We start from the raw sequence: 17,580 nt of genomic DNA, 5'->3' as shown, positions 1-17,580 counted from the left end.
TGCTCACCCGGGATACATCTTTGCGGTGCTAATCCTCGCGTGGCCTGGCGAGCAGGGCGTCGGGCCTACTCGACAACCGCAGGAGTGCAGACGCATGGCAACGACGCGCAAGCCAGCCGCCAAACGATCCACGACCCGCAAAGCAACCCCCCGCAAGACCACTGCCAGGAAATCCGCCGCCACCTCCAAAGCGCGCAAGACCGCCCACAAGACCGCAACTCGCAAGACAGCTGCCCGCAAGACCGCCACGCGAAAGACGGCAGCGCGCAAGACTGCAACGCGCAAGACGGCAACGCGCAAGACGGCAACGCGGAAGGCTGCAACGCGCAAGACGGCAACCCGCAAGACCACCGCGCACAAGTCCGCGGCACGCAAGAGCGCCGTCCGCAAGAGCGCGGCCACCCGGACATCGGCACGCAAGACCGCCGCCAAGCGGCCGTCCACCCGCAAGGCCGCTCCGCGCAAAACCGCCAGCAAGGCAGCACGAAAGACCGCACGGAAGGCCCCGGCGAAGCGCGCGACCGCCAAACGGGCTCCCGCCAAGAAGACCGCCACCCGAAGGGCCGCCGCCAGCAAGCTGGTGACGGCCCAGGTGACGGGCAAGCCCATGCCTCCCCGGTCAGGCGCGCGCAGGGCAAGCGCCAAGCCCGCCGCTGAGGCTGCCGGCCACCGGACGCTCGCCCGTCCACGCAGGGCGCCGCGCAAGGCCAAGAAGCGGCAACTCACGCCGCAGGAAGCCGTCGCGCAAATCCAGGCGCTGCTCGAGGCCAAGCAGGAGCGCGTCCGGCAGGGGCCCAGTTGGCCCGGCGCTACCCGTTTCCCGTCCGGCGACATCGACAACCACGGCATGGGTGACCGCGGCCCTGGCGCCCCCGTTGAAGGGGTTCAGCGTCACATCCTCCAGCCACCGGGACGCAGCGGCGGTCACTGAAACAGGCGACGGGCCGCCATCTTGGCGCGGCCTCCCGCAGCGCGTGGCCGGCAGGAAAAATTCTTCCGGCCATGCCTGCGGCATTCAGTGCGCACTCAATGGTTTAGGACTAGCGTAGAGCTGTCCTCCGTAGAGGTCTGTGCCATGAAACGCATGCTTGCCGGCCTGGTCCTGTTGGCCGCTGTGGCGGCACTGTCCGGTTGCTACTACTACCCGAACTACACCTACGCGCATCCGGTGAGCACCGGCGGAGGTGACGCCTACTATGGCACTGGCGTCGTCTACAGCTCCTACCCCGGGTATTACTACCCGGGCTATTGGGGTTACTACGGTTGCTGCTGGGGGCCGACGATAGGCATTGGCGGGATCTGGTACGGGGGCTCCTACTACTACGGCCACGGCGGCTACTACGGTCATTACGGCCACGGCGGTTACTACGGCCATGGCGGCTACTACGGCCATGGCGGTGGTGGCCACGGTAGCTGGGGCGGCCACGGCGGCAGCGGACACTAGACGCACGCTTTCATCGCCCGGAGTCAGGGCACAATCGCGGCATGAGGTTTCCCACCGGTTTGCCGCCCATCAGGATGATGTTCAGGCCCATCGCCACGCTGGCGATGGGCCTCGTGCTTTCCGCCTGCGCGACGGTCGGCTACTACTCCCACGTGGCTGCCGGCCAGAGCCAGCTGATGCTGCACCGTCGCGACGTGGCGCGCGTGCTCGACGATCCCTCCGTGGACGCCAAGCTCAAGCGCCGCCTGCAACTGGCGCAGGAAGCGCGCGCTTTCGCCAGTTCGCATCTCGGGCTGCCCCAGAACCGCAGCTACACCAGTTATGTCCAGCTCGACCGGCCTTACGTGGTGTGGAACGTGTTCGCCACGCCCCGCTATTCGATGGACCCCATCCGGCACTGTTTCCTGTTCGCCGGCTGCGTGGCCTATCGCGGCTATTTCTCGCACGACAAGGCCAAGGCCGAGGCGGCGCGCCTGGAGAAGGGCGGCGACGACGTCTACGTCGGCGGCGTGCCGGCGTACTCCACGCTGGGCTGGTTCGCCGATCCCATCATGAGCAGCATGATGCGCTGGGACGACGACGAGCTCGCCGCGACCATCTTCCACGAGCTGGCGCACCAGCTGATCTATGTAAAGGACGACAGCGCCTTCAACGAATCCTTCGCGAGCTTCGTGCAGGAGGAGGGCTTGCGTCAGTGGCGCCAATCACGCGGCCTGCCGCCGCAGGACGTGCTGGCCAAGACCATGGACGACGGCTTCACCTGGCTGGTCATGGATCTGCGCGAGCGCCTGAAGAAGCTCTATGCGAGCGGTGTTGACCAGGCTGCGATGGAGGCCGGCAAGCAGCGCGAGATCGCTGATTTCCGCGTGCGCTACGCGCAGTGGCGCGACCTCGACTGGCCGGACGACCATCGCTACGACGGTTGGGTCAGCGGTCCGATCAACAACGCGCGGCTGCTGCCATTCGGACTGTACGACCGCTGGACGCCGGCGTTCGCCGCGCTGTTCAAGCAATCCAACCAGCAGTGGCCAGACTTCTATGCCGGTGTGCGCGCCCTGGCGCGCCTGTCCCATGCCGAACGCCAGCAGGCGTTGCAGCGGCTCCTTCCGCCGGGTACGCCGCCGCCCGCCTGAGGGCCCTCAGTGCTGGACCTTGTGCGCGGCCATGTGCCGCAGATAGGCGAGCAGGGCGTCGAGGTCCGCATTGGACAGCGCGTCGCGGTCAAAGCCCGGCATGCGTGCCTGCGGCCAGCGCCGCAACGACTGCGGGTCGCGGATATAGGCGCGCAGCAGGTCCTCGCGCAGGTACTCGGTGGCGCTGTGAGGAATATTGAGGTCAGGCCCCAGCCGCGCGTCGCCCTGGCCATTGAGCGTGTGACAGGCCAGGCAGGTGCGCTGGAACACGGCGAAGCCCCGCGCCACGGCGCTGTCCGGTCGCACCGACGGGTCGGGATTGAGCGCGGGGAAGCGCTCGGCGACCGGCGCCAGCCGCCGGATCGAGGCCAACTGGAACGGCCACTGCTCCGGGCCGATCCGCATCGCCTGCGGGTCGGTCCACACCAGATAGAACGGCCCGGCGCCGGGTTTGTCGTCGGCGAGCGCCGGCCAGGGGTGTTCCGGCTCCTCGATGGCCAGCCAGGCCTCGGCGCCGTGGGCCTTCAGCAGCAGCCTGGCGGGAATCTCCGCGGCGAAGCCGTCGTTGGCCACGAACAGCAGGGCGTCGTCTGGCGCGGCGCCCGAGAGCAGCGCCTTCAGCGGCACGGCGCGATAACGCATCGAACGTTTGTAAGCCACATCGACGGGAATGCTGATGGTGCGTACGTCCTGGCGCGCGAGCAGCTGCGCGGTGCTGTAGGTGCGCGTTCCGTGGCCGAGATCGATGCTGAGGTCGGCGGCCTGCAAGGGTGGTGCAAGGCAGAGGATGAGCAGGCACAGGCGACGCAACAGCGATGACATGGGTTGGTCCGCGGAAAGGTGCGGGCGATTGTAACGGTCGGCGTCCAGCTTGCCGAAACCTGAACGGCGCCGAGCGAGCCCTTGAACCGGGGCAGGGCGGACCACACTAACTAGTCGTATCGCCGTGACGGCGACAGGAAGTGGCTCAGCACCATCGTGCCACTGAGGGGTCGGTCCTTTTCCCCTCTTTGTTTGCGACCGGCCTGACAAAACCTCGGTAGCCCCTCCCCTGGCTACCGGGGTTTTTATTTGCCCCCATGTGGCGCGTACTCGCGCTGCCGCCCGCCAGACGGGGATAATCGTGCGCATCCATCCCCGTAGCGCCGATCCGGCGCCTGAGCGACTGATGATCGTTACCTCCCTGCTCGACACCGACCTGTACAAGTTCTCGATGATGCAGGTGGTGCTGCATCACTATCCGGCCGCGCAGGTCGAATACAAGTTCAAGTGCCGCAACCCCGGCATCGATCTGGTCCCATATATCGATGAGATCCGCGCCGAGATCGACGCGCTGTGCTCGCTGCGTTTCACCAACGATGAGCTCGACTACCTGCGGACCTGGCGATTCATCAAGAGCGATTTCGTCGACTTCCTCGGGCTGTTCCAGCTCAACGCCAAGTACGTGGAAATCAGGCCCGCCCAGGACGGGCCGGGCGAAATCGAATTGCACATCCGCGGGCCCTGGCTGCACACCATCCTGTTCGAGGTGCCGCTGCTGGCCATCATCAATGAGGTGTACTTCCGCAACACGCAGCCGGGACTCGATCTGGGCGAAGGACGCCGCCGCCTGCGCGAGAAGATCGCGCTGTTGCGCGACACCGACGGATTCACGGAGTGCCGCATCGCTGATTACGGCACGCGCCGCCGCTTCTCGCGCGCCTGGCACGAGGAGGTGGTGACCACCCTTCGCAACGGACTCGGGAGGCAACTGGCGGGCACCAGCAATGTGTGGCTGGCATGGAAGCTGGGGCTCACCCCATTGGGCACGCTGGCTCACGAGTACCTGCAGGCGCACCAGGCGCTGGGTCCGCGGCTGCGCGACTCGCAGGTGGCGGCGCTGGAGGCCTGGGCGCGCGAATACCGCGGCGACCTGGGCATCGCGTTGTCGGACGTGTACGGCCTCAGCGCCTTCCTGCGCGATTTCGACATGTACTTCTGCAAGCTCTTCGACGGGACGCGCCACGATTCGGGCGACCCGTTCGCCTGGGGCGAGCGCGTGCTGGCGCATTACCGCGCCAATCGCGTGGACCCGAGCTCGAAGGTGCTGGTGTTCAGCGACGGCCTCGACATCCCCAAGGTGATGCGCCTGTACCAGCACTTCCACGGGCGCTGCCAACTGGCCTTCGGCGTCGGCACCAACCTCACCAACGACGTGGGACCCGAGCCGCTGCAGATCGTGATCAAGATGATCCGCTGCAACGGCCAGCCCGTGGCGAAGATCAGCGACACGCCGGGCAAGAACATGTGCGAGGACAGCGCCTACGTGGCGTACCTGCGGCAGGTGTTCGAGATTCCGGCGGAGCCGGAGGTGGCGTGACCGCAGCTATCTTCCACGCCTTGAAGATGAAGCTGAAATACGTGGTCCCTCAGCGTCATTCCGGCGCAGGCCGGAATCCAGCGCCTTTGATCTCGCATTGACCGCGGACCGCAAAAGGCACTGGATTCCGGCCTGCGCCGGAATGACGGTGAGGAACGATGGGGTGAATGGCAGTGGGAGAGGGCTTGGGCCGCGGCAGAACCAGCCGTCCCGCCCATCCCATCAAAACGCCGGCAACACCGCGCCCTGGTACTTCTGCTCGATGAAGGCCTTGATCTCGGGGCTGGTCAGCGCCTTGGCCAGCTTCTGGATGCGCGGATCGTCCTTGTTGTCGGGGCGCGCCACCAGGTAGTTCACGTACGGCGAATCCTTGTCCTCGATCAGCAGCGCGTCCTTCGCCGGGTTCAGGCCCGCGGCCAGCGCGTAGTTGGTGTTGATCAGGGCCAGGTCAACTTCGTCCAGCGTGCGCGGTAGCATCGCCGCTTCCAGCGGGCGGAACTTCAGCTGCTTGGGATTGGCGCTGATGTCCTTGACCGTGGACAGCTCGTTGGCCGGATCCTTCAGCGTGATGATGCCGTGCCTGGCCAGCAGCAACAGCGCGCGGCCGCCATTGGCCGGATCGTTGGGCAGGGTCACGGTGCCGCCATCGGGCAGTTGGTCGATCGACTTGAGTTTGCGCGAATACGCGCCGAACGGCTCGATGTGCACGCCGGTGACGATCACCAGGTTGGTGCCACGCTCGTGATTGAACGCGTCCAGGTACGGCTTGGTCTGGAAGTAGTTGGCGTCGATCGCCTTCTCCAGCACCTGGGTGTTCGGCTGCACGTAATCGGCGAAAACCTTGATCTCCAGGTCCACGCCTTCTTTGGCGAGGATCGGCTTGACCTGCTTGAGGATCTCCGCGTGCGGCACGGCCGTGGCTGCCACCACCAGCTTCTGGCTGCCGGCGTCGCCGCCGGACTGCGACGAAGAACAGCCTGCCAGCAGGATCAGGGCGGCAAGCATGGCTATGAGCTTATTCATCTTCGTCATGGGGCGGTTGTCTTGATGCGGCGCACAAGAATAGCCGTCCATATCGCCCGATGCAAAATCATGCGCTGCGCCTCCTTGCCGAAGCGCAGCGCCTGGGGGCCTCAGTGGCGGGTATAGCGCGCCACGATGCGATCGCCCAGCATCTGCAGCAGCTGGACCAGCACGATCAGCAAGACGACGGTCACCAGCATGTAATCGGACTTGTAGCTCAGGTAGCCGTAGCGGTAGGCGAGGTCGCCCAGGCCGCCCGCGCCGATCGCGCCGCCCATGGCGGTGTAACCGACCAGGGCGATGGCGGTGACGGTCGTGCCGGCGATCAGGCCGCCGCGCGCCTCCGGCAGCAGCACGTGGCGCACGATCTGCCAGGTGCTGGCGCCCATGGCCTGGCTGGCTTCGATCACGCCGCGCTGCACCTCGCGCAGTGCGGTTTCCACCAGGCGCGCGAAGAACGGCGCCGCGCCGATCACCAGCGGAGGGATGGCGCCGCGAATGCCGAGCTTGGTGCCCACCAGCACGTAGGTGAGCGGCATCAGCACGATCATCAGGATGATGAAGGGAATCGAACGCAGGATGTTCACCACCAGCGACAGCGCGGCGTACAGCTTGGGCATGGCGCGCAGTTGGCCCTTGCCGGTGAGGTAAAGCAGCACGCCGAGCGGCAGTCCAATAAGCACGGTCAGCAGCAGCGAGCCACCCAGCATCAGCAAGGTGTCGATGCAGGCCTGGCCGATCTCGCTCCAGTCATCGATGTTGGGGAACAGGGATTGCAGCGGTGCGATGCTCATGCGCGGTGCTCCGGCGACGATGCGGTGACTTCCTCGATCTCGATGCCGGCCTGGCGCAGGTGGGCCAGCGCGTCGTCGACGCGGTCGCCCTGCATGGCCAGGGTGAGCTGGCCGTAGGGCAGGTCCTTGATGCGGTCGATACGGCCGGCCAGGATGTTGAAGTCCACGCCGGTCTCGCGCGCGACGCGGCCCAGCGCCGGCGTCCAGGTGGCGTCGCCGCGGAACGACAGGCGCAGGATGCGGCCTGGCACGTGTGCGAATGGCGCTTGCTCGCCGGCCGCTTCCTCCGGCAAGGCTTCGTTGACGAAGCGGCGCGTGGTGGCGTGCCGTGGATGCAGGAACACGTCAGCCACCGGACCGTTTTCCACGATGGCGCCGGCGTCGAGCACAGCCACGCGATCGCACACACGACGCACCACGTCCATCTCGTGGGTAATCAGCACGACAGTGAGTTTCAGTTCGCGGTTGATCTGGGCCAGCAGGTCCAGCACCGACGCGGTGGTCTGCGGGTCGAGCGCGCTGGTGGCCTCGTCACATAGCAAGATCGCCGGACGATTCGCCAGCGCGCGTGCGATGCCGACGCGTTGCTTCTGGCCGCCGGAGAGTTGCGAAGGATATTTTCCAGCGTGCGCGCTCAGGCCCACGCGGGCCAGCAATTCGTCGACACGGCTGCGGATCGCCATCGCATCGCGTTCACCGGCCAGGCGCAGCGGAAAGGCCACGTTTTCGGCCACCGTCTGCGAGGCAAGCAGATTGAAATGCTGGAAGATCATGCCGATGCGCTGGCGCTGCTGGCGCAACTGGGCATCGGAAAGCGTGGTCATGTCCACGTCGCCGATCTGGATACGGCCGCCGCTGGGGCGCTCGAGCAGGTTGATCAGACGGATAAGCGTCGATTTACCTGCGCCGGAATGGCCGATGATGCCGAATACCTCGCCGTCGGCGATGTCCAGGCTGAACGGTTGCAGGGCGGGGACGTCCTTGCCGTCGACGCGGTAGGACTTGTGCACATCCTGGAATCTGATCACGGGATACCTTCGGGGAAACCTGAGGCCGAGGCCTCGGGACAGGCAGTGGCTGTGCCGATGCGGGGGCACAAGCATAAGGCATGTGACTTGGCGGGTGCGCACCGTGTGGGGCCAAGGTATGTCGCGCCGTGTGTCGTGGTGGCGAGCGATCGTGACGGCGGGCTACTCGGCGTGCGCGAACAAGTCCTAGACTGGGGACTCCCCGCCTGAGGACCGCCAGCATGACGTCCGTCTACGATTTTTCCGCCCGCGACATCGAGGGCAATGAGCGCTCGCTCGCCGACTACCGTGGCAAGACCTTGCTGATCGTCAACGTGGCTTCCAAGTGCGGATTCACTCCGCAGTACACCGGGCTGGAGGCGCTGTGGAAGGCCGAACGCGACCAGGGACTGATGGTGCTCGGCTTTCCGTGCGATCAGTTCGGCCACCAGGAGCCGGGCAATGAAGCGGAGATCCGCAACTTCTGCTCCACCAGCTACGACGTGAGCTTCCCTCTCTTTTCGAAGATCGAGGTGAATGGCGACGGGGCCCACCCGCTGTACAAGTGGCTCAAGAGCGAGGGCAAGGGGATCCTCGGCAGCGAGTCGATCAAATGGAACTTCACCAAGTTCCTGGTTGACCGCAATGGCCAGGTGGTGAAGCGCTACGCGCCGACCGACACGCCCGAGAAGATCGCCAAGGACCTCAAGCCCCAGTTGGCCGGATAAGCCTCAGTTGGCCGGATGAGTCGCCACCGCCGGCGCCGTTGATACCGCGCCGCTGCGGTTGCGCATGCCAGCCAGCATCACGGCAATGGCATCCAGGTCGCGGGTGGCGCTGGGCGCGCCCGCGGGCGGCGCGTAGTTGTTGAGCATGATGGCGAAGGCCAGGCGCTCACCGTCGCTGGTGGTGACGTATCCGGCCAGGCAATGCACGAAATTCATGCTGCCGGTTTTGGCGCGAACGTTGTTCTCCGCCGGCGTGTTGCGCATCCGGCCGTAGAGCGTGCCGTCGACGCCGGCTATCGGCAGCGCGTCCTGCAGTGTCGCCGCATAAGGTTGCGTGGCCAGATAGGCGAGCAGGCGCGCCATCGCGTTGGCGGTGGTCAGGTTGCTGCGCGACAGGCCCGTGCCTTCCTCGATCAGGGTGGACGTCGGCGTGATGCCGATCTGTTCGAGCAACTGGTGCATGGCGCGGATCCCCCAGCGTTCGCTGGTGATGAAACCGAAGCTGCCGTCGCGTTGCTCGGCATCGGTTTGCGCCTTGACGCCGGCGAGCAGCAGCAGGTTCTGCAGGTAGAGATTCTGCGAGCGCTTGAGTCCGCGCGAGAGGATCTCACCGAGCGGGGGAGAGCGCACTTCCGCCAGCGTGTGTGCCTGCGCCGACAACGCGATGTCGCGCCTCGGCCATTGCAGCACCACCAGCTTGCCGTCGAGCTGGATGCCATGCCGCGCCAGCGCTGCACGCAACAAATTTCCGGCGTAACGGGCCGGATCGGGCACGGCGAGCTTGTAGGTCTGTGCAGGCGAATGCGCGGCGATGTTGCCGAACGCGTACAGCACGCCATCGCCAGGCGCGCGATACAGGTTGATATCGTTGCGCGAATGCGGGGCGCTGGTGACGATCTCGCTCGCCAGGTTGGGGATGGACTCGGCCGGATCGAAGCTGATCGTGGCCGGGGCGCCGGCGGTGGACCCGGGCGCCACGGTGACCTCCACCTGATTCTCGTGCACGCTGAGCGCGGTGGCCGGCACCGCGAACCAGCTCTGCAGGTCGATCGCCTCCCAGCCCGAACCCATCATCGGGCTGGCGAAGTAGGTGGCGTCGGCGATCAGGTCGCCATGCACGTGGTGTAGCCCCTGCGACGCCAGCTGCTCGGCCAACTGGTCGGGCCAGGTCTGTGTCGATGGATCGGCGCCCAGGGTGGGGTCGCCCATGCCGTAGAGGATCAGCGGCCCCTCGAGCTGGCCCTGGCGGATGGCGCCGGTGGCGAGCACGCGGGTGGGAATGCGGTAGTCCGGACCGAGCTCGCTGAGGGCGACAGCGGCGGTGAACAGCTTGGCGGTGGACGCCGGCTGCAGCAGCTGGTCCGCATGGTGGGTGTAGACCGTGCGGCCGGTATCGAGGGAAACCACCGAAATGCCCCAGTCCGCGCCGGCGAAGCGGGCCTCGCTGATGAGGTTGTCGATCTGCTCGGCCAGCGTCGATGCCGAGGCGGGCGAGGAAGGTGCGGCGGTGGTCTGCGGTGTGGCGGCCAGCGCGCTGGAATCGAGCGGCGCAAGGGTCAGCCCGACGCAGAACAAGGCGCCGGCAAGACGGCGAAACGGGATTGACGACCAGCCCATGGGCCAAGTATCGCCAATCCACCCACCGGGAAGCCAGCCGATGCCGGAAGCCGCAGTCTGTTACCCTTGGCCGTTCGTGTCGGCGCGTGCCGGCGCTCCCTATCCCCATTCGAGAACGTCATGCAGATCGCAGAGAATTCCGTTGTCTCCTTCCACTACACGCTGACCGACGACCAGGGCCAGGTCATCGACAGCTCGCAGGGCCGTGAGCCGCTGGTGTACCTGCAGGGCGTGGGCCAGATCGTTCCGGGCCTGGAGAAGGCGATGGAAGGCCGCCAGGTCGGCGACCAGTTCAAGGTCGACGTGGCGCCGGAGGAGGGCTACGGCGTGCACCATCCGGAGCTGATGCAGGAAGTGCCGCGCGAGGCGTTCCAGGGCGTGGAGGACATCCAGCCGGGCATGCAGTTCCAGGGCCGCGGTCCGCAGGGCGTGATCAATGTCACCGTGACCAAGGTCGACCAGGACAAGGTGCACATCGACGGCAACCACCCGCTGGCCGGCCAGACCCTGCACTTCGACGTGGAAGTGACCGAAGTGCGCGCGGCGACCGAGGAAGAACTCTCGCACGGTCACGTGCACGGTGAAGGCGGCCACCACCACTGATGGCTCGCGACGGCGACGCTCCTGTAGCGTCGCCGTCACTCAACTGAATTCGCGCTCCCTCCAGAAGGGCGCCATGTGCGCGACCGACGCGCCCTCAATACCAATCGAGCAACGACACCCCGATGCCCAGATAAGTGGCATTGTGGTTGTAGTCGATCATGGTTACGCCGTAGCCCTTGAACAGCTCGATGTAGCCCCGCAGGTTGCCCGCCACCGGGAACGACCACGTGAACTGCGCCGCGCCATGGCTTTCGCTGCCACCTCGCAATGAGTGGCGTAGCAGCAAGCCGAATTCCTGGCCGTTCCATTCGCGGATGATCTGCATGTCCGCGCGGCCCATGTAGTTGCTGATATCAGGATTGTTGTCGTCCACGCCATGTTCGGGCACGCGCCACCATGGGCGCAGCATCACCGTCCAGTGTTCGCGTTCGAATCCGAGATAGCCCATCACCCGGTTCCAGCTGCGCGACAGCGGGTCGGACTGGCCGTTGGACTGGTGGTTCACGCCAATGCCCAGCAGGCGACCATCCCAGCCCCACAAGTCGTAATGGGTATCGAACGTCAGGATCGCCTCGGGCTCGTAGTCGGTTTCGCGAAACGGCCGCGACTCGGGTTCGTTGTAGACCTGCCAGTACGAAGCCTGGGTGTAGGCCACCCACAGGTCGCCCGCATCGCCGAACACGCCTTGCCAGATCTTGGTCTTCAGGCTGAGCTGGAACTTGCTTTCGATGTTGTCCAGACGCTGCGGCGTGTCGACCGTGTTGAGCGGATTGGGGCTGGTCGGCTGCCGGTTCTGGTTGCTGCTGGCGAAGAACGGCATCACCGTGATCGGCTTGTAGCCGCGAAGGTTGAACGTGCCGAGCTTGCTCTCGGGCGACAGCTCCCACCGACTGTCCAGAAGCGACGGCCCCGTAGGAGAAGGCTCCTGCGCCGCAACGGAAGCCGATGCCGTGCCGACCTTCGGCGGTTCATGGCTGAACACGATTCCGGGCGGCGCCGGTTGCGCCGCTTCGTTGGATTTCTTCTGTGCCGCCGGAAGCTGGTCGCGACCCGTCGCGTGGTCATAGCAGGCCAGCCGCTGCGCATCGCTTTCGATGGCGGTGCAGGCGCGGATGTCCATGGGGTTCGGGTTCTGCGCGCGCGCGGCAGTCAGGAAAAGGCCCAACGCCAGCGTGATGGCCGTCAGGAGGGTCAATCGCATGATTGGGCTCCGTCCTCATCCAGTCTGCGATGGTAGCGAGTGGCGCATGGGCCCGCCGCACGTGCTGGCATCACACAGGACGACGCGGGCCGCTAATGCCGCGGCCCGCGTCGGGGGGCTCCATCTTACTTACTTGTTCTCCACCCAGTGCTCGTACTCTGCCCTGGTGATGTGACCGGTCTTGCCCTTGTCGACGTACAGGAAGTCATTGGCCAGCGGCGGATAGGCCGACGCCTGGTCCTCGGTGATGTACCTGGCGCCGCCCGAGAGCTGGTCGAAGCTCGGCGCCGGGCCGGCGGCGACCTGCGGCACCTCCGAGTTGATGATCACTTTGCCCTGCGGGCTGTTGAACTGCGCCTGCGTGCCGCCCGGAGGCGGTGGAGGCGTCGGCGCGCTGGACGGAAGCGTGGTTGCGTTGGCCGGCGGCGACGACGTTGGCATCGACTGGGTCGCGGTTGGCATCGACTGGGTCGCAGTAGGCATCGACTGGGTCTGCGCCAACAGCGAGCCTGCCAGCATCAGCGAACCGGCGGTGACCACGGTGAGGATGGGAATGCGGGCTTTCATCGTGTTGACTCCATGCCAGAATGCTTGGCTCGTGAACGGATGAGCGCGATGCAAGTTGCGTGGCGAGGTCGCGCTGCGAACTCCCTCGCGCTCGTTTCAACGCTAGCAAACGGCGATTAATGTCGCCTCAATACAGGCATGGTCATCGCGTGAAGTCGTCGTTACCGTTGTCGGTCCCTTCATTCCCCGCGCAGGCTGCGTTAAGCATCACGCAGGCACGGCGTCTTCATCTGGCGGCGCAAGGTTTGCTGCAACAGCCGCGTGCACGCGCGCGGCGCGAAGATGTGGTTGCAGCGATCACGCGCATGCGGCTGTTGCAGATCGACAGCATCCATGTGGTGGCGCGCAGTCCGTACCTGGTGTTGTATTCGCGCCTTGGCGAGTACAAGCCGCAATGGCTGGACGATGCACTGGAAGCAGGGCGCCTGGCCGAATGCTGGGCGCACGAAGCGTGCTTCGTGCCGGCGGCTGATGTGTCGTTGCACCACGCATGGCGTCGCCAGCGCGCGATGCATTGGGCCTACAAGCATGCGGCGCGCATGCATGCGGAACATCGCGAAGGTATGGATACGTTGCTGGCGCGCATTCGCGACGGCGGCGCCGCGCGTGCCGCCGACTTCGAAAGCGAGCAGCGCAGTGCAGGTGGCTGGTGGTCGTGGAAACCGGAGAAGCGCTGGCTCGAGGCGTGGTTCGCGCTCGGCGAGTTGATGGTGACGCGCCGTGAGCGCTTCCAGCGAGTCTACGATCTGGCCGAACGCGTGTTGGCCAAACTTGATCCGCCGATCGACGCCACGTCGACCTCACTCGATCACGCATCCTTGCGCGAACACTTCGTGCTCGACAGCGTACGCGCACTCGGCATCGCCCAGGCGCGCTGGATTGCCGACTATCACCGCCTGAAGCCCGCGGTCACCGACCGCGAGCTCGCGCCGCTGGTGGCGCGCGGCGAGCTGTTGAAGGTCGAGGTGGAGGGCTGGACGACGCCGGCTTACGTCCTTCGCGATCACGCCGATCTGCTGGCGCAGGCCGCGCAGGGAAAGCTGCGCGCCACGCGCACCGTGCTGTTGTCGCCGTTCGATCCGGTGGTGTGGGATCGCGCGCGGGCGCTGGCGCTGTTCGGCTTCGAATACACCATCGAGTGCTACGTGCCGGAGTCCAAACGCCGCTACGGTTATTACGTGCTGCCCATCCTGCATCGCGGGCAACTGGTCGGCCGGCTCGATGCCAAGGCGCATCGAAGTGAAGGCGTATTCGAGATCAAGTCGCTGTTCCTCGAACCGGAGGTGGAACCGTCGGAACGCCTGTTGGATGACCTGGCGCAGGCGATCGCGGCAACGGCGCGTTGGCACGAGACGCCGCAGGTTCGACTGGGGCGGTGTGGCGCCCGAGGTGTGTCGGCGGCGCTGCGGGCCCGCTGGCGCGAGGCTGGCGCGTCAGCGTGAGCCGGGGCTCGTGACGGCCGCCGCCGGACTGCCAGGAACGCAGGATTTGCCGTGCAGCGCTTCCCTCAACTGCGCCGCCAGCGCGGTGCAGCGAGCTCCCAGCTGCGGGCGCGTGGCTGGATCCTGCGAATCGCGCAAGAGGCTGGTGCGCATCGCCTCAAAGCGGGATTCCAACTGGTCCGGCGGGAAGATGCCGGCGGCGCGGTGGCAGGCCATATAACTTGCCAGGTAGTCGTCACAGGCCGGAATGCCCGTGCTGTCCGACAGCCCCGAAGTGGCCTGCTGCGAGCCGCCGTGGGGCTTGGCCGCTCCCGTCGTGGCTGCGCCGCCGCCGGTATGGCTGGTGGGGGCGCTGGTGGTCGCCGGATGAGCCGTAGGCGCCGGATGGGTGGTCGGCTGGTTTGAGCAGCCCACCATGACGACTCCACCGGTCAACAGGGCCAGGAGGGCAAGGCGGTAACGGGCTGACTTCATGGGCTTCTCCTTCACTGGCATGGCCGGGCCGGGCGGCGCCCAAGGGGGCGACCATGGACCTGAGGCTTAAAGAGAGGGATGAAATGGGAAGATGGCGTGAAAATCAAATCGGCTGATACGCCGGGCATCGGGCATCCATTCAGCTTCGGGATATCCGGGGATTCGCGTTGCGACCAATGTCCCGCTATGATTGTCAGGCTGTGTTTGCTGGGGTCACCAGAGTTTTGTGACCCGATGCCGCTGATCTCGATCTAGCCACATCGCCTCACCCCTAGGGTTTCCTTGCACACCAGTAAGCCTGCCTGCGCATGTCGCGTGGGCTGAGTCTCTTCAATCCTATGGAGTGTTTCATATGTCTGATCGTCAGATCGGTACCGTCAAGTGGTTCAACGATGCCAAGGGTTTCGGCTTCATCAGCCGTGACAATGGCCCGGATGTCTTCGTGCATTTCCGCGCGATCCAGGGCAACGGCTTCAAGAGCCTGCAGGAAGGCCAGAAGGTCAGCTTCAAGGTTGTGCAGGGCCAGAAGGGCCTGCAGGCCGACGAAGTGATGGCTGCCTAAAAAGCGTTTTCAATAACGCAATGAATAAGCCAGGCAGTAATGCCTGGCTTTTTCTTTTTGCAAATGTCGACGAAATGTGAAAATCACGCGGGTCATTCACTTGTATTAGAAAAATCCGTTATGCTGGATTTACTGTGGTTGCTCGGTCACGCGCGTGCCCGATGCGCGACCCATCAGGGTCCACATCGCTTCACCCGATCCCTGCATGCCCAGTAAGCCGTCGGCCAAAGGGGAGGCTGACTTGTCTCAGCATCGAGCAGATCGGAGTGAGTCATGTCGGATCGTGAAGTTGGCACAGTCAAATGGTTCAACGACGCCAAGGGCTTCGGCTTTATCAGTCGCGAAAGCGGCCCCGACGTCTTCGTGCATTTCCGGGCCATTAGTGGCACAGGCTTTCGCAGCCTGAAGGAAGGTCAAAAGGTGAGCTTCAAGGTGGTGCAGGGCCAGAAAGGCCTGCAGGCCGACGAAGTCGCGCCTGCCTGATTAATTGCCGTCGATAGTGAAAAAGGCCGGTGCAAACCGGCCTTTTTCATGCGCGAGACTTTTTCATTACACAGGTATTGGGTAGCCTGCGACGTTTTCACGACTGACGCGTGCCCTTGTCGATGATGTCCGCGCCCTCGTTTGACCCGACACTACTTCCCGATTGCGAAACGCTGCCCGCATCCGCCGCGGATGGCGCCTGTGCCGAAGTGATTCTGCAATTGCCGGCGGGGGCGATTCACGACGTGGTGTATTGGTTGCCGGCCTTGGGTATGCCGGCGCGACAATATTTGCCGCTTGCGCAGGCGCTCGCCGCGCAGGGCGTCGCCGTGGCGATCCACGAATGGCGGGGCATCGGCTCCAGCAACCATCGCGCGAGCCGGCGCGACGACTGGGGTTATCGCGAGCTGCTGCAGGACGACCTGCCGGCCGGCGTGGCGGCGGTGCAAGCACGCCTGCCGCAGGCCCGCTACTGGTTTGGCGGGCACAGCCTGGGAGGGCAGCTGGCGTCGCTTCATGCGAGCCTGCATCCGCGGCAGGTGGCTGGCCTGCTGGTGGTGGCGAGCGGGGCGCCGTATTGGCGGCAGTTTCGCTGGGGCGGGCCGATCTGGCTGGCCTTTGTCCTGGCCCCGTGGCTGGCGCGACTGGTGGGTTACCTGCCCGGGCGTCGCCTCGGTTTCGGCGGCAACGAGGCGCGTCGGCTGATCGTCGACTGGGCCCGGACCGGGCGCACAGGGCGCTATGCCGCCGAAGGCATGCCAGATGACCTCGAGCAGCGCCTGGCCGCGCTGAGCGTGCCCTTGCTCGCCTTGCGCCTGGCCGACGACTGGATGGGGCCGCCGGCGTCGCTGGAATGGCTGCTGGGCAAGATGCCGCACTGCGCGATTACCCGCGAGGTCATCAGCGCCGCCGATCTCGATGGCCGACCGGCCGAGCATTTCGGCTGGATGAAGACGCCCGAACCCCTGGTCGCGCGCACGATGACGTGGCTGGCGGCCGCATCGACCGATCGGGCCGGGGTGGAAGCTTGAAGTCGGGCATGGTCGCCTGAATGTGTGATGGAACTTTCTACTGGAATGACACGATGAAGCTGTTCACCCCGTTTGCCCAACGCAGCCTTTCGCTGCGCAATCGCCTGGTCATCGCCCCGATGTGCCAGTACTCGGCCGTCGACGGGATGCCGAACGAGTGGCACCACGTGCATCTGGGCAGCCGCGCCGTGGGCGGCGCCGGGCTGGTGATCGTGGAGGCCACCGCGATCTCGGCGGAGGGGCGCATTTCCGCCGGCGACGTCGGCCTGTGGAATGACGCGCAGCGGACCGCCTGGCAGCCGATCACGCGGTTTGTCACCGAACAGGGCGCGATCGCGGGTGTGCAGCTGGCGCACGCCGGCCGCAAGGCCAGCGTGCTGCCGCCATGGGAGGGCGGGCATCCGCTCACGGCAGAGAAGGGCGCCTGGCAGACCGTCGCGCCGTCGGCCATCCCGTTTGACGCGCACTGGCACGTGCCGCAAGCGCTGGATGCGGCCGGCATCGCCGAGGTGGTGGCGGATTTTCGCGCCGCCGCGGTGCGCGCGCTGGAAGCGGGCTTCCAGTTGGTCGAGCTGCACGCGGCCCATGGCTACCTGCTGCATCAGTTCCTGTCGCCGCTCAGCAACCAGCGCACCGATCAGTACGGCGGCAGCTTCGAGAACCGCACACGCCTGGTTCGCGAGGTCGCCACCGCCGTGCGAGAGGTATGGCCCGAGCAGTTGCCCCTGTGGCTGCGCATTTCTGCCACCGACTGGGCCGAGGGTGGCTGGGACGTCGAGCAAAGCGTGCAGTTGGCGCGCGAGATCAAGACGCTGGGCGTGGACCTTATCGACGTGTCCAGCGGCGGCCTGACGCCCCACGTAAAGATTCCTGTCGCGCCGGGTTACCAGGTGCCATTCGCATCGCGCATTCGTCACGAGGCGGGCGTCGCGACCGGCGCGGTGGGACTCATCACCGAATCCACACACGCTGCGCGCATCATCGAGGAGGGCTGCGCCGACGTGGTGCTGATCGCCCGCGAGAGCCTGCGTGATCCGTATTTCCCGCGTCGTGCGGCGCAGGAGCTGGGCGTGTCGATCGATGCGCCGATGCAGTACCAGCGCGCCTGGTAA

19 protein-coding genes are annotated in these 17,580 nt (G+C 65.7%); 11 read left to right on the top strand and 8 right to left on the bottom strand.

The genetic code is table 11. The annotated features are described in order from the left end of the window. Window positions 1-94 precede the first annotated feature (94 nt). The 3 genes from DVT68_RS03190 (at window position 95) to DVT68_RS03180 (ending at window position 2,577) form a co-directional block, all read left to right on the top strand. The gene (locus DVT68_RS03190) at window positions 95-931 is read left to right on the top strand and encodes a histone H1-like repetitive region-containing protein (RefSeq protein WP_114823581.1); all 837 of its coding nucleotides are present in this window, start codon (window positions 95-97) and stop codon (window positions 929-931) included. Window positions 932-1,075: 144 nt separating this feature from the next. Beyond that, the gene (locus tag DVT68_RS20395) at window positions 1,076-1,444 is read left to right on the top strand and encodes a hypothetical protein (protein ID WP_158543446.1); all 369 of its coding nucleotides are present in this window, start codon (window positions 1,076-1,078) and stop codon (window positions 1,442-1,444) included. A gap of 41 nt (window positions 1,445-1,485) precedes the next feature. After that, a complete protein-coding gene (locus DVT68_RS03180; protein ID WP_325050400.1) occupies window positions 1,486-2,577 on the top strand; it encodes an aminopeptidase in 1,092 nt (363 codons plus the stop codon). A gap of 6 nt (window positions 2,578-2,583) precedes the next feature. Here the strand turns inward: DVT68_RS03180 and DVT68_RS03175 are convergent, their stop codons facing one another. After that, window positions 2,584-3,399: a cytochrome c gene (locus DVT68_RS03175; protein WP_114823580.1), complete on the bottom strand. Its 816-nt coding sequence runs from the start codon at window positions 3,397-3,399 to the stop codon at window positions 2,584-2,586. Between the two features lie 346 nt (window positions 3,400-3,745). On the opposite strand from DVT68_RS03175, the gene pncB reads away from it, so the two are divergent. Further along, the gene (pncB, locus tag DVT68_RS03170) at window positions 3,746-4,936 is read left to right on the top strand and encodes a nicotinate phosphoribosyltransferase (protein ID WP_114823579.1); all 1,191 of its coding nucleotides are present in this window, start codon (window positions 3,746-3,748) and stop codon (window positions 4,934-4,936) included. 222 nt (window positions 4,937-5,158) lie between these two features. Here the strand turns inward: pncB and DVT68_RS03165 are convergent, their stop codons facing one another. The 3 genes from DVT68_RS03165 to DVT68_RS03155 all read right to left on the bottom strand — a co-directional run bounded on the left by DVT68_RS03165 (window position 5,159) and on the right by DVT68_RS03155 (window position 7,781). Continuing rightward, window positions 5,159-5,959, bottom strand: a complete 801-nt coding sequence (locus DVT68_RS03165; RefSeq protein WP_114824364.1) for a MetQ/NlpA family ABC transporter substrate-binding protein — start codon at window positions 5,957-5,959, stop codon at window positions 5,159-5,161. Between the two features lie 110 nt (window positions 5,960-6,069). Next, window positions 6,070-6,753 carry a methionine ABC transporter permease gene (locus DVT68_RS03160; protein ID WP_199535947.1) on the bottom strand — a complete coding sequence of 228 codons (684 nt, stop codon included), beginning with the start codon at window positions 6,751-6,753 and terminating at the stop codon, window positions 6,070-6,072. Continuing rightward, window positions 6,750-7,781 carry a methionine ABC transporter ATP-binding protein gene (locus DVT68_RS03155; protein ID WP_114823578.1) on the bottom strand — a complete coding sequence of 344 codons (1,032 nt, stop codon included), beginning with the start codon at window positions 7,779-7,781 and terminating at the stop codon, window positions 6,750-6,752. The genes DVT68_RS03160 and DVT68_RS03155 overlap by 4 nt, the downstream gene beginning before the upstream one ends. 221 nt (window positions 7,782-8,002) lie before the next feature. Here DVT68_RS03155 and DVT68_RS03150 point away from each other — a divergent pair, with 221 nt between their 5' ends. After that, window positions 8,003-8,488, top strand: a complete 486-nt coding sequence (locus DVT68_RS03150; RefSeq protein WP_114823577.1) for a glutathione peroxidase — start codon at window positions 8,003-8,005, stop codon at window positions 8,486-8,488. 3 nt (window positions 8,489-8,491) lie between these two features. Here the strand turns inward: DVT68_RS03150 and dacB are convergent, their stop codons facing one another. Next, the gene (dacB, locus tag DVT68_RS03145; RefSeq protein ID WP_114823576.1) at window positions 8,492-10,105 is read right to left on the bottom strand and encodes a D-alanyl-D-alanine carboxypeptidase/D-alanyl-D-alanine endopeptidase; all 1,614 of its coding nucleotides are present in this window, start codon (window positions 10,103-10,105) and stop codon (window positions 8,492-8,494) included. 120 nt (window positions 10,106-10,225) lie between these two features. Here dacB and DVT68_RS03140 point away from each other — a divergent pair, with 120 nt between their 5' ends. After that, a complete protein-coding gene (locus DVT68_RS03140; RefSeq protein WP_114823575.1) occupies window positions 10,226-10,708 on the top strand; it encodes an FKBP-type peptidyl-prolyl cis-trans isomerase in 483 nt (160 codons plus the stop codon). 94 nt (window positions 10,709-10,802) lie between these two features. Here the strand turns inward: DVT68_RS03140 and DVT68_RS03135 are convergent, their stop codons facing one another. Continuing rightward, the gene (locus tag DVT68_RS03135; protein ID WP_114823574.1) at window positions 10,803-11,909 is read right to left on the bottom strand and encodes a phospholipase A; all 1,107 of its coding nucleotides are present in this window, start codon (window positions 11,907-11,909) and stop codon (window positions 10,803-10,805) included. Window positions 11,910-12,038: 129 nt separating this feature from the next. Then, on the bottom strand, window positions 12,039-12,476 hold the full coding sequence (locus DVT68_RS03130; protein WP_114823573.1) for a hypothetical protein: 438 nt from the start codon (window positions 12,474-12,476) through the stop codon (window positions 12,039-12,041). 305 nt (window positions 12,477-12,781) lie between these two features. Here DVT68_RS03130 and DVT68_RS03125 point away from each other — a divergent pair, with 305 nt between their 5' ends. Further along, entirely contained in the window at window positions 12,782-13,918 is a 1,137-nt protein-coding gene (locus DVT68_RS03125; protein ID WP_233523321.1) for a winged helix-turn-helix domain-containing protein, read from the top strand. Here DVT68_RS03125 and DVT68_RS03120 read toward each other — a convergent pair. Then, window positions 13,910-14,392 carry a hypothetical protein gene (locus DVT68_RS03120; RefSeq protein ID WP_114823571.1) on the bottom strand — a complete coding sequence of 161 codons (483 nt, stop codon included), beginning with the start codon at window positions 14,390-14,392 and terminating at the stop codon, window positions 13,910-13,912. The two genes, DVT68_RS03125 and DVT68_RS03120, sit on opposite strands and share 9 nt — an antisense overlap. A gap of 352 nt (window positions 14,393-14,744) precedes the next feature. On the opposite strand from DVT68_RS03120, the gene DVT68_RS03115 reads away from it, so the two are divergent. The 4 genes from DVT68_RS03115 (at window position 14,745) to DVT68_RS03100 (ending at window position 17,580) form a co-directional block, all read left to right on the top strand. Further along, a complete protein-coding gene (locus DVT68_RS03115) occupies window positions 14,745-14,954 on the top strand; it encodes a cold-shock protein (RefSeq protein ID WP_114823570.1) in 210 nt (69 codons plus the stop codon). Window positions 14,955-15,227: 273 nt separating this feature from the next. Next, window positions 15,228-15,437, top strand: a complete 210-nt coding sequence (locus DVT68_RS03110; RefSeq protein WP_038616299.1) for a cold-shock protein — start codon at window positions 15,228-15,230, stop codon at window positions 15,435-15,437. A 125-nt stretch (window positions 15,438-15,562) separates the two neighbouring features. After that, the gene (locus DVT68_RS03105) at window positions 15,563-16,468 is read left to right on the top strand and encodes an alpha/beta hydrolase family protein (RefSeq protein ID WP_114824362.1); all 906 of its coding nucleotides are present in this window, start codon (window positions 15,563-15,565) and stop codon (window positions 16,466-16,468) included. Between the two features lie 53 nt (window positions 16,469-16,521). After that, window positions 16,522-17,580 (top strand): NADH:flavin oxidoreductase/NADH oxidase, encoded by a 1,059-nt coding sequence (locus tag DVT68_RS03100; protein ID WP_114823569.1) that lies wholly within the window; start codon window positions 16,522-16,524, stop codon window positions 17,578-17,580.

The sequence above is a fragment of the Dyella solisilvae genome (assembly GCF_003351225.1).
Lineage (GTDB): Bacteria > Pseudomonadota > Gammaproteobacteria > Xanthomonadales > Rhodanobacteraceae > Dyella > Dyella solisilvae.
This window is presented reverse-complemented; position numbering and strand designations above follow the sequence as displayed.